The following is a 16,630-nucleotide window of genomic DNA, read 5'->3' as shown; positions in this document are numbered from 1 at the left end:
CGCGGTCATGTGGGTCTACGTCCCACACATCCCCCCGGTTCAGCGGGTGAGGGTGGGGACTGTTCCGCCGTCGACGTGTCGGAGGTGGACGCCGGGGAGGGGGCGGCACCAGGTGGTGGCGATTGCGGCGACGATGTCCGGGGGGAGCGGGTCGGGGCCGAGGCCGATGGGGAAGTGGGTGCGGCCGTCCGGGGTGCGGTAGGGGTGCGGCCAGGCGTGGAGGCGGGTGCCGCCGGCTTCCTCCAGGGCGGCCAGCAGGCTGCGGAGGCGGCCCCGGACCAGGCCGGCGGACTCGTCCCCGGTGGTCACCACGGCCCAGGCGGCGTGGCGCCGGTGGAGCGGGGGCGGGGCGAGCAGGGCGGGCCAGGGGTCGGCGCTCTCCGTGCAGAGCTCCCAGGCGCGGTAGAGCTCCTCGGTGAGCAGGTCGCGGGTGTCGGCGCCGACCTGGGTGGTGCAGCTGCGGACCGGGGAGGAGGGGGTGAGGACGGACACCGGATCGGACTGATGGGGCGTCAATTCCGTGGAGAGGGAGACGGGACGGCTCCAGTCCCAGCCCGTCCAGGTCTCGGCGAAGCGCTGGAACAGGTCGGCGTCGGCGTCGGCATCGGCGGTGTCGTCGGCGGTGTCGTCGGCGTCCAGGACCGTTCGGGCGGCGAGCACCGACCAGGCGAGCGACGGCAGTTGGCCGAAGGGGGCGGAGTCGAGCCCGCGTGCCCGGGCCCAGGCCTTGACCTGGCGGGCCAGTCGGACGAACCGGGCGTGCCGGCCGCCGAGTGCCGTCAGGATCGCCTCGGCGTCCGTGACCGCGCTCAGCGCGACCGCCGTCGCCTCGTCCGACTCCGTGCGGCGGTCGACGGCCTGGGCGGGGTCGAGCGGGCCGGTGAAGACCACGACGAGGTCGACGGACAGCCCGCCCGCCTCCAGCCGCAGCCCCGGCACCCGGGCGCCGCGCACCTCGCGCAGCCGGCGGGCGTCCGGCAGCGCGGCGGCGATCCGGGCGCGGACGCCGGGCAGGTCGGCGGGCCCGGGCAGTGCGGCCACGAGGTCGAGGTCGGCGCCGTCCAGCTGGCAGCCCAGCCGTCGCGAGCCGACCAGGCGGACCGCGCCCTCGGGCAGTGCCCCGGCGATCCGTTCGGCGGACTCCCTTGCGGCAGCGGCGCGTCGGGCGGGCTCGGGCCGCAGGGTGACGGACGGCTCGTCCGGTACCGTGCGCACCTCGCCCGTCCCCAGGGTGACCACCGCGCGTGCCCGCATCGGCTCGGACCCCCGACGCGACAGCACCACCAGCTCGCCCACCCGGGCCGAGGCCCCGGTGAGCCCGGCCGCACAGTCGGCGGCTGCCCGCTGCGGGTCGGCAGCGCGCCCGAGGGTCAGATGCGGTGTGAAGCCCTCCGTGCGGCCCCGACAGCGCGGGAACCGGCGTTCCAGCGCGTGTCGAAGCGCCTCCCAGGGCTCGGCGGAGGAGGCGGCAGGGTCCAGCCAGACGGTGGCGTCCTCGCGGTGGCCGAAGGTGTGCACCCCGTCCAGGAGCGCGGTGAACGGGGCGACCTCGGCGGCGGCCGCGCCCAGCAGCGGCAGGGCGCGGTCGAACTCGGCCTCCGGGACGAAGCCGAACAGCAGGTTGACGTGCGGCGGCCAGCGGTCCAGCTGGGGGTCGTACGCGGCGCGCAGCCGCTGGATCGGCGGCCACAGCTCCTCGGGCGGCAGCCAGGCGACGGCGGTGCGGACGGTGGGCGCGGTGTCGAGGAGGTCCGGGGTCCCGGCCGCTGTGCCGAGTGCCAGGTCCACGGCCACGCCGTAGTGGTCGGAGGGGTGCAGTCCGTCGGCGGCGGGGCGGTCGCCGAGCAGTGCGGCGGCGGTGGCGCGGGCGTGCCCGCCGCGGTGCAGCACACGGTCGATGCGGCCGGGGCGGCCCGTCAGCGAGGAGACGGCGGCGAGCGGGTTGGCGGTCGGGTCGAAGGTGGGGGTGTCGTCGGATGGCCCGTGCACCTGAGCCCAGGCGTCCCGCAGGCCGAGTGCGGCGGCCGGGCCGGACGGGCCGGAGCGGGCGTCGTTGAAGTCGCCGAGCAGCAGCAGCTCTCCCTCCACCCCGGCCAACCCCTCGGCCAGCCGGGCCAGTTCGGCCTCACGGCGGGCCGGACCGTCGGTCGAGTGGTCGCTGCTCAGATGGACGGCGGCGACGGTCAGCGGCTCGTCGTCGGTCCGTACGCTGATCGCGGTGACGGCCTTGTGCGGGCCCAGCGTGTGCCGGCCGGCCTCCACGACCGGAAGCCGGCTGAGCAGCAGCAGGCCGTGCTCGTCGACCTCCCGCCCGAGCGGGTCGGCGTTGAGGGTGTACCCGGCGCGGACCCAGGGCGCCGCCAGCAGCAGGGCGACCAGGGCCGGTTCGACCTCCTGGAGGGCGATGACGTCGGCGTCGGCGGCCTCCAGTGCGGCGAGCAGCAGGGGTCGGCGGCGGGCGGTGGCGATCCGGTCGGCGTCGTAGCGGTCCCACAGGGTGTTCCAGGTGACCACGCGCAGGCTCGTCGCCGGCGGGGCCGGGTCGGCGGTGGTCGTCGCCCCGGTGTGCCGAGCGGGCGCTGCGGCCGCTGGGGGCGCGGCCTGCCAGCCGACGTCCGGTCGCCAGGAGTACGGCGTCGTCGCGGTGAAGAAGGGCGAGCGCAGGCGGCGCGGTTCGGTGCGGCGCCCGGCCCCGGTGCTGTCGAGCACGTCCACGCCGGAGTCGCGGTCCCAGACCACGACGCCGTCGGCCTCGACCCAGCGCACCCGGTGCCACGGGATGTCGCCCGAGGCGGTGAAGGCCTCCATGGGGACGCGCTTGGTGCGGTCGTCGCGCTGTCGCACGCCCAGGGTGAACCGGGCCGGGTCGAAGCGGGCGTCCCAGCGGACCCGCTGGCAGATCTGTTCGATGGGACGCATCAGTCCTCCTCGGCGTCGAGCGTGCCCGCGGTGTCCTCCACGGTGCCACCGGGGCCGACGTACCAGGTGCGGTGCGCCTCGCCGGGGTAGGGCGGGCTGAAACGGTACAGCTGTGCGGTGAGCACCTCGCCCGGCACCGGGTGCGGCCGGACGGCGTTGCGGCGCAGCAGTTCGTCCTCGCCGACCACCAGGACCACCTGGGTGACCAGGGCGTCGCGGCGCCGCGCGATCTCGTGGACGTGGGAGCGCTGGCCGTGGTTGAGGGAGGTGGCGTCCCAGACGGCGGTGCCGTAGCCGGATCCGGGAGTTCCTGGGCCGGCAGTCCCTGGGCCGGCAGTCCCGGACCTGGCGGCGCCGGACCCGTCAGCGCCGGACCTGGCGGCGCCCGACCCGGCGGTGTGCGGAGCGGCCAGGGCGGCGTCCAGCCGGGCCAGGCCCTCCCGCAGCACCACGGCGTTGTCGCGCTGGTCGGCGCGCGAGCCCCGGGCGGCGCGCAGGTCGTCCAGGCTGATCCGGGCGTGGCCGCCGGGGAGCCCGGCGGCGAAGGTGCTCTTGCCGCTGCCGGACGGGCCGCACAGCTGCACCAGCCGGGGGAAGCCGCCGTCGCGTAGGCGCCAGGTGGCCGCGACGGCCTCCTCCGGAGTGGAGATCCGACCGAGCGCGTACGCCTCGCGGGCCTGTGCCCAGCAGCGGTCGGCGGCGTCCCGGTCGAGGTCGGCCAGCGCCTCGCGCAGGCCGCTGCGCAGCCGGGCGAGCGGCGCCTCGGCGAGCAGCCCGGCGTCCTCGGCGTGCAGCGCGGACCAGGCGACCTGCTCGCGTTCCGCCTCCCCGGGGGCGGCGGTCGCGGCGACGGCGTGCAGCGCCCCGAGGTCGGCGGCGACGGAGAGCCGGACCAGCCCGGCGCGCCGGCCCTCGTCCGGGTACGGCCGGTGCAGGCGGGCGTGCAGACCGACCAGGTCGGCGACCCGGCGGGCCAGCGGCAGACCGAGCGGTCCGGCCAGCCCCGGCACCAGCGCCGACCGGCGTCCGGTGCGCAGCGCGGTGGCGAGCACGCCGGCCAGCCGGGCGTCCCCACTGCGGCCGAGTTCGTCCAGCCGGGCCGCCGTCTCCGCCAACTCATGCTCGGGGCAGGCGAGTTCCGCAATCCCCAGCGCGGCTGCCAGGGGGCCGGGTTCGGGCTGCGCACCGGACCGTACGGACCAGAGCGCGGCGTTCGGCCCGAGCCCGTTCTCCACCACCGCGGCGTGCATCCAGTGGGTGTCGGTGCGCACGTGGTGCGGGCGGACCCACTTGGCGACGTGCTCGCCGAACTCCGCCCGGGGGAAGCCCCGGACGGTCCGGACGACGTAGCCCTCCTGCCGGTCCGGATCCAACGCCAGTGCGCGCAGGGCCCGTTCGTCACACCGGCCGCGCCACAGCACCCGGGGTGCCGGCACGCCGAGGCGGCGCAGGAAGCGCACGGTGGCGTCCCAGTCGAGGCAGTGGTCGCGGTCCGTCCAGACCGAGAAGCCGTAGAACCAGCTCTCCAGGTCGCTGTAGGCGATCGAGTGCCGGGCGAACAGGTTCTCCCCGCAGACCCGCCAGCCGGCCGGGATCCGCCGTCCGATCCGGCCCTGGAGGCCCTTCACCCAGGCACGGGACGGGTGGTGGGCCGAGTCCAGCGAACGGGCGTGCAGGCCGTCGGAGTAGAGGGTGGTGTTCTCGCCGTCGAGCTTCTCGGTGACGACGACCTCCGCGCCCGCCAGCGCGCCGAGGCCCCCGGCCCGTACGTCGTCCGCCGCCGCCCCGGGTGACCAGGGCAGATGCGGAGTCCGGGGGTAGTGCGCGCGCATGCTGGGGCTCCTGTGAACGTTGGTGGTCCGGCGGACACTGTAGAAGCGGCCGCTCCACCCGGGCCACCGAATTAGACCCTCTTGTCCGCCGGGCGCGGCGGCCCCGGCCGCCGGGGCGAGGGTGGGAGCGGCGGGGCCACCCTCCGGCCGCCGCACCCCTCGGACGTGTGGCGATACTGAACCGCATGGCGGATCCGATCATGACCCCGAACAGCCTCGGCGACTACCTGCGGGCCCGACGGGCGCTGGTCTCGCCCGAGGAGGCGGGCCTGCCCGCGACCGGGCGCCGACGGGTGCCCGGACTGCGCCGCGAGGAGGTCGCCGAGCTCGTCGGGCTCAGCACCGACTACTACGTGCGCCTGGAACAGGGCCGCGCCGACCGCCCGTCCGACGAGGTGCTCGACGCACTCGGCCGTGCCTTGCGGCTCGGCCGCGCCGAACGCGCCCACCTGCGCGACCTGGCCCGGCCGCCCCGGCGCGCGACCGTCCGGAAGGAGCGCGGCGAGGATCGTGACGAGGGCCTGCGTCCGGCGCTGCGCCCGGCGTTGCAGCGGGTCGTCGAGGCGATGCCGCTGACCCCGGCCGTCGTCATGAACGACCGCAACGACGTCCTCGCGTGGAACGGCCTCGCCGCCGCGCTGCTCGCCGACTTCCCCCGACTCCCGCCGCGCGAACGGAACATGGCCCGCCGGATCTTCCTCGACCCGCGCGCCCGGGAGGTCCACCCCGACTGGGACGAGGCCGCGCGCACCACGGTGGGCATCCTGCGGATGGCCGCCGGGCGGCGGCCGCGCGATCCGGAGCTGGCCCGGCTGATCGGCGAACTCTCGTCGGCCAGCGCCGAGTTCCGCACCCTGTGGGCGAGCCGGTATGTCCACGAGAAGGCCCACGGGCCCAAGCTGTTCCGCCACCCGGAGGTCGGCGAGGTCCGGCTCGACTACGAGACCTTCCGGGTGCCGGGCGCCGGGCAGCACGTCCTGGTGGTGTACACCGCCGCGCCCGGGAGCCCGGCGGAGGAGGCACTGCGGCGGCTCGCCGGGCTCGCCGGGCTCGCCGGGCTTGCCGGGGTCGCCGGGCTTGCCGGGCTCGCCGGAGCGGAGCTCAGCGCCGCGAACCCGGATCACGGCCGGGCCTGAGCGCGAGCCAGGTGAACAGCGCCCCGGCGGCGGACAGCGCGGCGAGCAGCAGTCCGACGGTGTGCAGGGCACCGGTGAAGCCCGCGGCCACGGCGTCCCGGTGCTCCGGCGCCACCCGGCCCTGGACGACGGCCTGTCCGGCGAGGTCGGAGGCCGCGTCGCCACCCAGGCCGCCCGCCCGCAGCCGGGCCGAGGTGAGCGAGGTGAGCAGGGCCGCGGCGCCCGCGACGGCGACGGACTCCCCGGTGATCCGCAGGGTGTTGAAGATGCCCGCGGCAGCCCCCGCCCGTTCCACCGGGACGGTGCCGACGGCCGCGCCGTCCATCACGCCGAAGGCCAGGCCGACGCCCGCGCCGAACGGCAGCAGCGGCACGGCGAGCGCCGCCAGGGAGGCACCGTCGTCCAGCGTGGTCAGCAGCAGGGCGCCGGTCGCGATGAGCACCGAGGCGGCGGTGAGGACGGCCCGCACCGAGGTGCGCCCGGCCAGCCGCCCGGCGGCCAGCGGCAGGAGCAGGACGGGGGCGGTCATCGGCAGCAGGAGCAGCCCGCTGTCCAGGGTGCCGCGGCCCGCCGTGCCCTGGAGGTAGGCGGGCAGGTAGACCAGCAGGACGACGAAGCCGAGGGTGACGGTGAACGGCTGGCAGACCACGGCGACGAACTCCGGCCGGCCGAACAACCGGACGTCGAACAGGGCCCGGTCGGCCCGGCGGAGCTCGACCGCGGCGAACAGCAGGACCAGCAGGGCGGCGGCCGAGAACAGCCCGAGCGGCGCGGGCGCGGCCCAGCCGTCGGTGGTCACCCGGGCGAAGCCGAACGCGAGCGCGCCGAGACCGGCGGTGAACAGGACCAGCCCGGCGAGGTCGATGGGGCCGCGGGCGTCGGCTCCACGGGACTCCGGCGTACGGGTCGCGCACAGTCCGGCGGGCAGCGCCATCACCGCGACCAGCAGGAACACCGACCGCCAGCCCAGCGCCTCCACCAGCGCCCCGGCGACCGGCGGCCCGGCCGCCAAACCGGTGCCGAAGGCCGTCCCCAGGATGCCGAAGGCCACCGGCCGACGCGGTCCGGGGACACCGTGCGCCAGGACCGCCGCACCCGAGGCGAGCACCGCCGCGGCCCCGCAGCCCTGGACGGCCCTCGCGGCATCCACCAGCGCCATCGACGGTGCGAGCGCGACCAGCAGCGACATCGCGCCGACCAGCGTGATCCCGGCCAGCAGCACCCGCCGCCGCCCGTACCGGTCGGCGAGGCCGCCCGCCGCGAGCGGCAGCGCGGCGAAGCCGATGTTGAACCCGTTGAGCACCCACTGGGCGCTGCCGACCGACGAGCCCAGGTCGGACGCCATGCCCGGGAGGGCGACCGCGGCCCCGGTCACCGAGAATGGCAGCATCAGACTGGCGCTGGCGACGGCGAGGACGGTGGTCCGCAAGCGCCGCCCGTCGGTGCCCGGCGGCGACGGGACTTCGGGGTTCGGACGGGCGGGGTTCGGATGGGTGGGGTTCGGACGGCCGGGGGAAGTGGTGGTCATGCGGCCGATCGTTCGCGAGCACCGGGGACGCGGGAAGGGAACGCCGTTCCCTGGGAACCGCAGACCCACCCTCCGGCCCCGTCCCGCCGCACGACACGCGGGCAGGAACGTCCCTGCACACGGACGGCCGTACGCCGGTGTGCAATGGGCCCGCCCGACACGCCGTCAGAGGGAGGCCCACGGATGGAGACCACGACGAGGGACGCGGACCCGGTCCGCGTGCTGGACGTGGCGAGCGCCGACTACCGCCGGGCGTTCGAGCTGTTCCTCGCCGGGACGGACGAGAAGCCCGTCACCCACGCCCGGCTGAGCGAACTCGTCGCCGCCCTGCCGAACCGCCGGGTCCTGCTGGACCTCGGCGCCGGCGACGGCCGCACCACCGCTCACCTGGCCCGCTCCTTCGACCGCACGATCGCCGTCGAACCCAGCGTGGCGATGCGCGAGAAGCTGCGCACCGCCTGCCCGGACGCCCTCGTCCTCCCCGACCGGCTCGACCGCGTCCGGCCCCCCGAGCCGGCCGACCTCGTCCACCTCTCCCACGTGCTGTACTACGTCCCCGAACCGGACTGGCCGGGCACCGTCGCCCGCGCCCTGGACTGGACCGCCCCCGGCGGCACCCTCCTGGTCGTCCTGCAGAACCCGGAGAGCCCCTGCATGCGGATGGCCGCCCATTTCACCGGCGTCCGCTACGACCTGAGCCCGCTCGCCGACCGCCTGCGCGCACAGCACCCGGCGTACGACTACGCCATCGAAACCCTCGACCTGCACTACCGCACGCCGTACCTCGCCGAGGCCGTGGACGTCGCCGAGTTCATGGTCAACGTCGCCGACCTCGCCACCCTCGACCCCCGCCCCTCCCGCGCCGCCCTGACCGCCTACGTCCAGGACCACTTCGCCCGCCCCGACGGCGGCTACGCCATCGGCCACACCCAGGACATGCTGATCATCCGCCGCTCCCCGACCTCCTGACCCGACCACCTGACCCGACCGTCTGACGCGGCGTCGACTGTTACGAGGACGTGACAATCCGCGCACAACCCATGACGGGCGGTGAGGCGTCCTCCTCTGTGACAGTGCCCGAACGACACCGACCGTGACGTCGGGCCGAAACGACCACCTCCCCCTGGAAGGGGTGCACCCGTGATCGTCTCCAAGAGGAACTCCCTGCGCCTGACCGCCGTCGCCGCCCTCAGCGTGCTCTGCCTCGGCGCGGCCGGTACCGCCATGGCCGCGGCCCCGGTGGCCCAGACCACCCCGGCCGTCTCCGCCGCGGCCCCGGTGGCCCCGGCCGTGCAGGCCGGCATCACCGCCAAGCCGTCGGTCTCGTCCGTCCAGGCGTGGCAGCTGTTCCGGGTCACCGGCACGACCACCGGGCTCAAGGCCGGAACCACGGTGACCCTCCAGCAGAAGCAGCACGGCGCGTGGGTCACCCTGCCCGCCTCCGTGGCCACGACCCGCACCGGCACCTACTCGCTCGGCGTGAAGCTCGGGATCAAGGGCCTGAACGAGCTGCGCATCGTCGGCGGGGGCGCCGCCTCCCCGGTGTTCACCGTGACCGTGCGCTGACCGCCGGCCCACGGCCCACGGCCCACGGCTCAGGGCCAACGCCCGGAGCCCACGGCCGACGGCTCACGACCCGCGGCCCCGTCGTCGAACGACGGGGCCGCGGCGTTTGCGCGTCATCCCTCCGACCAGGCCCCGGACCGCCCCCTGGCCGCAGGCCGGTCCGGGCCGCCTCCTACGATCGTGTGGCAGTCCTCGACGGACGCCGCCGCCGCCCGGCCGTGCGCCCGCCGTCCGACACCCGGCACGACACACGACGACTCCACCGCACGGCGAGGGGGTCGTGCACCGAGGAGGAACGTCCATGCAAGCCCGGAAGATCGGCGCGGCCGCCGCGACAGCGGTGGCGCTCCTGGCTGCCCGCGACCTCGTCCAGAAGAGGCACGCACTGCTCCGGAACTTCCCGGTGGTCGGGCATGCCCGGTACCTGCTGGAGACGATCGGGCCGGAGCTGCGGCAGTACATCGTGACCTCCAACGAGGAGGAGCGCCCGTTCAGCCGCGACCAGCGCACGTGGATCTACGCGTCGGCGAAGGAGGAGAACAACTACTTCGGGTTCGGCACCGAGGTCGACGTCGAGCACGTCCAGGGCCACGCCTACCTGAAGCAGCGCACGTTCGCCGGCCCGCTGCCCGACCTGCACGACCCGCAGGCCCCGCTGCCCTCGGCCAAGGTGCTGGGCGGCCCGCGCGGGCGCGCCAAGGCGTTCCGGCCGGCGAGCGTGGTGAACATCTCGGCGATGAGCTTCGGATCGCTCTCCGGCGCTGCCATCACGGCGCTGAACAAGGGGGCGGCGCTGGCGGGCGCCATGCACAACACCGGCGAGGGCGGCCTCTCCCCGCACCACCGCAACGGCGGTGACCTCGTCCTCCAGCTGGGGACGGCGTACTTCGGCTGCCGCAACGAGGACGGCAGCTTCAACCTCGACAAGCTGAAGGACGTCGTCGCCGGCGCCCCGGTCAAGGCGATAGAGATCAAGCTCTCCCAGGGCGCCAAGCCAGGGCTGGGCGGGATGCTGCCGGGCGCGAAGGTGACCCCGGAGATCGCCGGGATCCGCGGCATCCCGGTCGGCAAGGACTGCGCCTCCCCGTCGCGGCACAGCGCGTTCGCCGACGTCGACTCGATGCTGGACTTCGTCGAGCTGCTCGCCACCGAGACCGGCGTGCCGGTCGGGATCAAGAGCGCGGTGGGGGACCTGGGCTTCTGGCAGGAACTGGCCACCCTGATGGCGCGCGGCGACCGCGGGGTCGACTTCGTGACGGTCGACGGCGGCGAGGGCGGCACCGGGGCGGCGCCGCGGATGTTCGCCGACTCGGTGTCGCTGCCGTTCCGGATGGGCTTCTCCCGGGTCTACGGCACGTTCGCCGAGCTGGGGCTGACCGACGACCTGACCTTCATCGGCTCCGGCAAGCTCGGGCTGCCCGAGAACGCCGCGGTCGCCTTCGCCCTGGGCGCCGACATGATCAACGTCGCCCGTGAGGCGATGCTGGCGATCGGCTGCATCCAGGCGCAGAAGTGCCACACCGACAAGTGCCCCACCGGCATCGCCACCCAGAACCCGTGGCTGGCCCGCGGCGTCGACCCGGCCTCCAAGGCCGACCGGGCCGCCTCCTACCTGCGGACCCTGCGCAAGGAGCTGCTGAAGGTCTCGTCGGCCGTCGGCGTGGCCCACCCGGGGCTCATCACCGCCGACGACGTCGAGATCCTCAACGGGGACTACGAGGCCCGCACCCTGGCCGGCGTCTACGGCTACAAGGAGGGCTGGGGCGAGCTCGGCCCGCACCTCGCCGAGGGGATCACGGCACTGCTCGCCGCCGGCCCGGCCCCCCTCCCGGAGTCCACGGTCTGACGCACCGACGACGGTGAGCCGCCGTGCCGGACACCGCCCGGCACGGCGGATTCCCGCCAGGCTGTGGAGTGTCCGGTGCCGGGCGGTAGCGTTACGTGGATATGACATGTACGCTGCGTGTCGCTGGTACAACACAGGCGGGCCTGGCCGCCACTCCGTGGGGGGAGTCACGTCCAGGCCCGGTCGCCGGCCAAGGGCCCGGTTGCGCTTCGTGGGGGAGCTTCAGCCGGGCCCATCGGTGGGCTATCGAAAGTATGCCCATTCGGATGGTGTTTCAGTCATGACAAATGCTCAGTGCTCGCACCGGCGACATTTCGAAGCCGTCGGCGCCCCCTGGGACGGCTCCGCCCCGGAGTACGGCACCACCCCTGAGCACCACCCCTGAGCACCGCGACCGAAGCGGCCCCGACCGCCCCGCCAGGCAATCGGCCCAGTTCCCCGCGCGCCGTCGGCGCCCGACTGGTGAGCTGTGCGGGGAGCCCGCCGACCGACCGGCCTCCCCGACGCCCTGAGGGAGGAACCCGTGCCGGACACGTCGACGTCGTACGCCGACCTGCGCGCCCTGGTGATCAACTGCACGCTCAAGCGCTCCCCGGAACGCAGCCACACCCAGGGCCTGATCGACCTCAGCACCGGCATCCTCAAGCGCCAGGGCGTCGAGGTCGAAGTCCTCCGGGCGGTGGACCTCGACATCGCGACGGGCGTCTGGCCCGACATGACCGAGCACGGCTGGGAAACCGACGACTGGCCGGTCATCTACTCCCAGGTGATGAGCGCCGACATCCTGACCCTGGCCGGCCCGGTCTGGCTGGGTGACAACTCCTCGGTGATGAAGAAGGTCGTCGAGCGGTTGTACGCCTGTTCGTCGATCCTCAACTCCGAGGGGCAGTACGCCTATTACGGCCGGGTCGGCGGCTGTCTGATCACCGGGAACGAGGACGGCGCGAAGCACTGCGCGATGAACGTGCTCTACAGCCTCCAGCACCTCGGTTACACGATCCCCCCGCAGGCCGACGCCGGCTGGGTCGGTGAGGCGGGGCCCGGCCCGTCCTACCTCGATGCCGGATCGGGCGGCCCGGAGAACGACTTCACCAACCGCAACACCACCTTCATGACCTGGAACCAGCTCCACCTGGCCCGCATGCTGAAGGACGCCGGCGGCATCCCCGCCCACGGCAACCAGCGCTCCGAGTGGGACGCCGGGTGCCGCTTCGACTTCGAGAACCCCGAACACCGCTGATCCGGCTGCCCGGCCGGGCACTCCGCCGGAGACCGCGGGACTTCGGTTCTCGCCCGGAACGGTGTCGGCGGGCGGCTCCCGAAGGCGCGGGGAGCTACGACGGAACGGAGCTCAGCGCGGTGACGAGTTCCCGCCTGCCGGCGATGGAGAGCTTCCGGTACACGCTGGACAGGTGGAATTCGACGGTCCGGACCGTCAGACAGGTCATCTGCGCGATATGCCGGTTGCTGTGTCCGGCGCGGGCCAGGTAGGCGATCTTCTCCTCCTGGCGGGTGAGCTTCGAGGTGTTGGCCGGCGCCCGGAGGCGCTCCAGGGCGAAACGGATGCGCTCCTGCCAGAAGGCGTTGCGGCACTCGTATGCCACCATGGCCGCGTCGACGAGCCGCCTTCGTCCCTCTGTCACGTCCCGCCGTCGGATCTGCATCGTGCCGAGGTCGTAGAGGGCCTGCATGAACTCGGTGCCCGCATGCCCCTGGGCCAGCAGTGCCACGGCCTCCTCGAGCACGGCGACCGAGGTGTTGTCGTGTCGTGCCACTCCCACGGCATGCAGGGCGATGCCGATGCCGCGCGGTGATCCCCACTTCCTTGCCGCGATGAGCTCCTCCTCGGCAAGGGCGAGTGCCAGGTCGTACCGGCGCATGCCCAGCGCCCCGAACACGGCCCTCGAACGCCACGGGATCACCGCCGGATTGACCACGAAGCAGGTGTCGAGGACCCAGCCGCAGGCCATGTAGTCGTCGATGGCGTGCCGGAACTGCCCGCCGGCCATGTGGAGGGCCCCGCGGGCAGCCAGGATGTGCGCACGGTCCGGCAGGTCGGGGTCCAGTGGGCCGGCCAACTTGTTGTCGAGCAGCACCTGGTGCGCCCGGTCGAGTTCACCGAGGTGGACCAGTGCCTCGATCAGCCAAGCGACCGCGAGGCAGGCCGACTGCGTCCACGTGCCGGGTTCGAGCACGGTCTGGAGCATGTCCGCGGCCTGGCGGGCCTTCCCTGTGAGCAGGCTGCTCCGTGCCTGCAGCAGCGTGAGCAGTTCCTGACGCGGTGCCGAGCCCGCCCAGGCGGGATCGTCCCGGAGCCGCCTGCACTGCGCGTCGGCGGATTCGAGGTCTCCGGCGTAGAGCAGGGCCAGGATCGCGAGCCACGTGCGGTGCGGGTTCCCTTGCGGCTCTGCCGCATCGAGCAGCCACTTGGCCTGCTCGTTGACCATCACGCGGTCGACTCCGCGATTCGCGAACTCGATGGTGCTCAGGGCGAGGTTCAACTCGTCGGGCGGCAGAAGCGCGCGGTCTTCGGTGAGGGGGATTCCCGGTACGTAGGTATTCGCGACATTCCTGGGTGTCGGAAACGTGGCGGCCTTGTCGATTCTCCCGCCGATGTTCGCGGTTGGGCACTTCCTGTCGTCTCCGGCCATCTTGCTACCCCCATAGCTGACGAATGGTGCCGCTTCACAACACGAGACCGGCAGGGTCACGTCGGGCAGAAGGGGGCTTCCGGCCTCGTTCTGCGGGACGGTGGCGACAGCGCGGGCCGCTCCGCACGGTGGTGACGGTGTCTCCGGTGCGGAAAGTTCGGGCAGGCTGCCGGTGGCTGAGCGCAGGATCCGCAGCACTGCCATCGATGACCGCCGGTGGACGTCGGGCTGGGAAATGCTCGGCGAAAACGGGACGGCCGCGACCTGGGGTCCGTAGCCCCGCTGCCGACGGGAGGTTTGACAGTGGGGCCGATCGACAGCGTCGCGAGGTTGCCACCCCGCCCTTGAGCAAAACCCTCCTGCCGGAACGGGCCCTGGCTTGGAAAGTACCGTACGGTGAATCTCTATTGATCCCGGACCGATCGGTCCACCTAACGGTTCGGGAATCGTTTCACAAAATCAAGCTTCTGTCAAAGGTAAACAAGGGGCAAGGCGTCGGGCGAACTCGGCCGTCTCCTGGCAGTCGGCGACGGGGTACGTGACCCCTCCGTGCACCTGTGCGCGACGGACCCTCGCAGCCGGCCCCGGCGCCTGCAAGAGGGCGCATGGAGCCCCTGCGGGGCGCCGGCGGGAAGGGGTGGGGAATCTGGTGGAGACCCGTAGAGACAACACGGCCGGTCCAGGGCCAAGGTCACGTGACGGGCAGACCCCGTACGCCCGGGACCAGGGAGGAAACGTGTTGCAGTCACAGCAGCGGGTGGTGCTGATCAGCGGTGCGAGTCGAGGGATCGGAGCGGCTACCGCTCGGGAGATGGGAAGGCGCGGCTACCACGTCGTCGTGAACTACCGTCAGAACGCGGACGCGGCAGGGGAGGTGGTGAGCTCGATCGAGGCCGCGGGCGGATCGGCCCAGGCCGTCCAGGCCGATGTGTGTGACCCCGGGCAGGTGTCCGGGATGCTCGACCGCATCCGCGCCGACCGCGGTCGCCTCGACGCCCTGGTCTGCAATGCCAACACGGTGAATCCGCCGTTCGAGCCTCTGCTCACGCTCTCCTGGGATGCCTTCATCGGGAAGGTGAGCGGGGAGTTGGCGGGAGCGTACTTCCTCACCCAGAGCGTGCTGCGCGGCATGACGGAGGAACGGAAGGGCCGGATCGTCTACGTTTCGAGCACCGCTGCGGATTCGATCGGCACCGTCGCGGCCCACTCCACGGCCAAGGCCGCGCTCAACACCTTCAGCCGGCACGTCGCGGGCGTCGCGGCACAGTACGGGGTCGTCGTCAACACCGTCGCACTCGGCGCGGTGCGGACCGACGCCACCGCAGGTGTCATGACGGATGACCTCCGCAGGTTCATCGAGAGCCGATCGGCATCCGGCCGGCTGCTCGAAGCCGACGAGGCGGCCCGCAGCATCGCGATGCTCGCCGACGAGGACTTCACCGCGTCGGTGGGCCAAGTGATCCGGGTCGACGGCGGTTTCGAGGTCCTGGACCGACAATTCAACCCGTTGGTAAGGCACTTCGAGTAGTCCGGTGGGCGCCCGCGCTGTACCGGGTGTCCCGTGGGGCCGGGCGCCGGCGGTCGGCCCCACTGCCGCCCACTGCCCCCCACCGCCCCCACCGCCCCCCCACGGGACACCGTCAGCGGAAACTGTGTGCCAGGGGATGCAGCTGCTGGTCGAGGACCTCGAAACCGCCGTCGACCCGGATCACCTGCCCTGAGGTGAAGCCGAAGCCGTCGTCGGCGACGAGGGCCACGGCGCGCGCGGCGTCCGCCGGTTCCACCCTGCGCGCCGTCACCGAACGGTCTGTCGTGTACTTCCAGAACTCCTCGCTGAACTCCGATGTGGCGTCGGTGTGGACGGCGCCGAAGGCGACGGTGTTCACGGTCACCCCGTGCTCGGCGGCGATGCCGGCGATGTGGCGGCTGAACGTGTTCAGCGCCGCCTTGGCGACGGAATGGGGCAGGGCCATGCCGATGGTGTCCGACGCCGTGCTGGAGATGTAGATGATCCTGCCCGACCGCTGTTCGCGCATGATGGCGAGCGTGCGCTGGGTGAGGAAGAAGGAGCCGGCGAGCTCTCCGTTCACCTTTGCGGCGAATGCGTCCCAGTCCAGTTCGGCGAAGGACGTGAAGGGCGGTGTCACGGTGTTCGCGTTGCAGATCAGCAGGTCTATGCGCCCGTGGTCGGCCCGCACCCGTTCGACGAGGGCGCCGACCTGGCCGGCGTCGCAGACGTCGGCCTGCGCGGCCTCGGCCGTGCCGCCGCGCGACTCGATCTCCGTGACCACGTCCGCCGCCGCGTCCGCGTCGCGCCGGTAGTTCACGATCACGTGGTAGCCGCGGCCGGCCAGCTCCTTGGCCGTCGCGGCGCCGATGTTGCGGCCCGCGCCACTGATCAGGGCTATGCGCTTCGACTGGTTCACGGTGTCTCCCGTTGGGTGTCGTCGGCGTTCCTGCGGCTCGACCCTAATCGCGTGAGGGAGGTCGAGGATTGCGGACCGACCACAGGAAAGGCGTGCGGGCCTTGTGGCGTGTGTCCTGCGGCTGCGACTCTCGGTCCGGTTTCGGCAAGAGGCGGAACGGGATCCGGCGGCGCTCGAGAGGATGCACGATGGCGGACGAGGTTGACCTGCTGGCCCGGATCAGCGAACTGTCGGCCAGAGTGCGGGAGCTCGAGGCGATCCGTGAGCTCACGAAGCTGCGCAACGCCTTCCACCACTGCCTCAACTCGCAGGACTGGCAGGGCCTCGGCGCGCTGTTCGCGAGGGACGCGCACCTGGCCTACGGGGGCTTCGGCGATGCCCGTGGGCGCGCGGGGATCCAGGAGTACTACAGCGCACTGCTGCCCAAGATGGTCGAGCTCCAGGGCGCCTCGGAGGTGGCTCTGAGGAGCTTCAACCAGGTCCACCAGGTGGAGGTCGAAGGTGACCGCGCATCCGGCGCCTGCTTCTTCGTGGAGCACGTCAGGTTCGACAAGGCGGACCTCGTGCACCAGAGCGTCGGCCGGTTCTCCGACACCTATGTGGTCGAGGACGGACGATGGCTGTTCGAGCGCGTCGAACTGGACCACTACTGGGTGGTTCCGCAGAACAAGGAGTGGCGCTGGCCCTGGTGATGGCGCACCTGCACGGTCCCGTCGCCGCGTTCGT

12 protein-coding genes are annotated in these 16,630 nt (G+C 73.2%); 7 read left to right on the top strand and 5 right to left on the bottom strand.

Annotated features, from left to right (window positions below):
• Positions 1-39: 39 nt before the first annotated feature.
• Positions 40-2,919: an RNA repair domain-containing protein gene (locus ACFQ6N_RS13925; protein ID WP_380649111.1), complete on the bottom strand. Its 2,880-nt coding sequence runs from the start codon at positions 2,917-2,919 to the stop codon at positions 40-42.
• Positions 2,919-4,751: an RNA ligase family protein gene (locus ACFQ6N_RS13920; protein WP_380649109.1), complete on the bottom strand. Its 1,833-nt coding sequence runs from the start codon at positions 4,749-4,751 to the stop codon at positions 2,919-2,921. Before ACFQ6N_RS13920 ends, ACFQ6N_RS13925 begins: the two co-directional genes overlap by 1 nt.
• A gap of 185 nt (positions 4,752-4,936) precedes the next feature.
• Here ACFQ6N_RS13920 and ACFQ6N_RS13915 point away from each other — a divergent pair, with 185 nt between their 5' ends.
• Positions 4,937-5,887 carry a helix-turn-helix transcriptional regulator gene (locus tag ACFQ6N_RS13915; protein WP_380649108.1) on the top strand — a complete coding sequence of 317 codons (951 nt, stop codon included), beginning with the start codon at positions 4,937-4,939 and terminating at the stop codon, positions 5,885-5,887.
• Here the strand turns inward: ACFQ6N_RS13915 and ACFQ6N_RS13910 are convergent.
• Complete coding sequence (locus tag ACFQ6N_RS13910) at positions 5,853-7,415, bottom strand: MFS transporter (protein WP_380649107.1); 1,563 nt, start codon at positions 7,413-7,415, stop codon at positions 5,853-5,855. The genes ACFQ6N_RS13915 and ACFQ6N_RS13910 overlap by 35 nt on opposite strands.
• Positions 7,416-7,598: 183 nt before the next feature.
• Between ACFQ6N_RS13910 and ACFQ6N_RS13905 the strand changes: the two genes are divergently transcribed.
• The 4 genes from ACFQ6N_RS13905 to ACFQ6N_RS13890 all read left to right on the top strand — a co-directional run bounded on the left by ACFQ6N_RS13905 (position 7,599) and on the right by ACFQ6N_RS13890 (position 12,067).
• Entirely contained in the window at positions 7,599-8,384 is a 786-nt protein-coding gene (locus tag ACFQ6N_RS13905) for a class I SAM-dependent methyltransferase (protein ID WP_380649106.1), read from the top strand.
• Between the two features lie 171 nt (positions 8,385-8,555).
• Positions 8,556-8,981 (top strand): hypothetical protein, encoded by a 426-nt coding sequence (locus ACFQ6N_RS13900; RefSeq protein ID WP_380649105.1) that lies wholly within the window; start codon positions 8,556-8,558, stop codon positions 8,979-8,981.
• Positions 8,982-9,282: 301 nt separating this feature from the next.
• Entirely contained in the window at positions 9,283-10,827 is a 1,545-nt protein-coding gene (locus ACFQ6N_RS13895; protein WP_380649104.1) for an FMN-binding glutamate synthase family protein, read from the top strand.
• 523 nt (positions 10,828-11,350) lie between these two features.
• Positions 11,351-12,067 carry a flavodoxin family protein gene (locus tag ACFQ6N_RS13890; protein WP_380649103.1) on the top strand — a complete coding sequence of 239 codons (717 nt, stop codon included), beginning with the start codon at positions 11,351-11,353 and terminating at the stop codon, positions 12,065-12,067.
• 94 nt (positions 12,068-12,161) lie between these two features.
• On the opposite strand, the gene ACFQ6N_RS13885 is transcribed toward ACFQ6N_RS13890, so the two are convergent.
• The gene (locus ACFQ6N_RS13885) at positions 12,162-13,478 is read right to left on the bottom strand and encodes a LuxR C-terminal-related transcriptional regulator (RefSeq protein ID WP_380649102.1); all 1,317 of its coding nucleotides are present in this window, start codon (positions 13,476-13,478) and stop codon (positions 12,162-12,164) included.
• A gap of 757 nt (positions 13,479-14,235) precedes the next feature.
• Here ACFQ6N_RS13885 and ACFQ6N_RS13880 point away from each other — a divergent pair.
• Complete coding sequence (locus ACFQ6N_RS13880; RefSeq protein WP_380649101.1) at positions 14,236-15,006, top strand: SDR family oxidoreductase; 771 nt, start codon at positions 14,236-14,238, stop codon at positions 15,004-15,006.
• 112 nt (positions 15,007-15,118) lie between these two features.
• Here the strand turns inward: ACFQ6N_RS13880 and ACFQ6N_RS13875 are convergent, their stop codons facing one another.
• Positions 15,119-15,904: an SDR family oxidoreductase gene (locus tag ACFQ6N_RS13875; RefSeq protein ID WP_380649099.1), complete on the bottom strand. Its 786-nt coding sequence runs from the start codon at positions 15,902-15,904 to the stop codon at positions 15,119-15,121.
• Positions 15,905-16,092: 188 nt separating this feature from the next.
• Here ACFQ6N_RS13875 and ACFQ6N_RS13870 point away from each other — a divergent pair, with 188 nt between their 5' ends.
• Entirely contained in the window at positions 16,093-16,596 is a 504-nt protein-coding gene (locus ACFQ6N_RS13870) for a nuclear transport factor 2 family protein (protein ID WP_380649098.1), read from the top strand.
• Positions 16,597-16,630 lie beyond the last annotated feature (34 nt).

The sequence above is a fragment of the Kitasatospora sp. NPDC056446 genome (assembly GCF_042796115.1).
Classification (GTDB): Bacteria; Actinomycetota; Actinomycetes; order Streptomycetales; family Streptomycetaceae; genus Kitasatospora.
This window is presented reverse-complemented; position numbering and strand designations above follow the sequence as displayed.

Coding starts and splice junctions, on each gene's coding strand:
- ACFQ6N_RS13925 (WP_380649111.1), bottom strand. CDS start 2,919: ATGCGTCCCATCGAACAGATCTGCCAGCGGGTCCGCTGGGACGCCCGC.
- ACFQ6N_RS13920 (WP_380649109.1), bottom strand. CDS start 4,751: ATGCGCGCGCACTACCCCCGGACTCCGCATCTGCCCTGGTCACCCGGG.
- ACFQ6N_RS13915 (WP_380649108.1), top strand. CDS start 4,937: ATGGCGGATCCGATCATGACCCCGAACAGCCTCGGCGACTACCTGCGG.
- ACFQ6N_RS13910 (WP_380649107.1), bottom strand. CDS start 7,415: ATGACCACCACTTCCCCCGGCCGTCCGAACCCCACCCATCCGAACCCC.
- ACFQ6N_RS13905 (WP_380649106.1), top strand. CDS start 7,599: ATGGAGACCACGACGAGGGACGCGGACCCGGTCCGCGTGCTGGACGTG.
- ACFQ6N_RS13895 (WP_380649104.1), top strand. CDS start 9,283: ATGCAAGCCCGGAAGATCGGCGCGGCCGCCGCGACAGCGGTGGCGCTC.
- ACFQ6N_RS13885 (WP_380649102.1), bottom strand. CDS start 13,478: ATGGCCGGAGACGACAGGAAGTGCCCAACCGCGAACATCGGCGGGAGA.
- ACFQ6N_RS13870 (WP_380649098.1), top strand. CDS start 16,093: ATGGCGGACGAGGTTGACCTGCTGGCCCGGATCAGCGAACTGTCGGCC.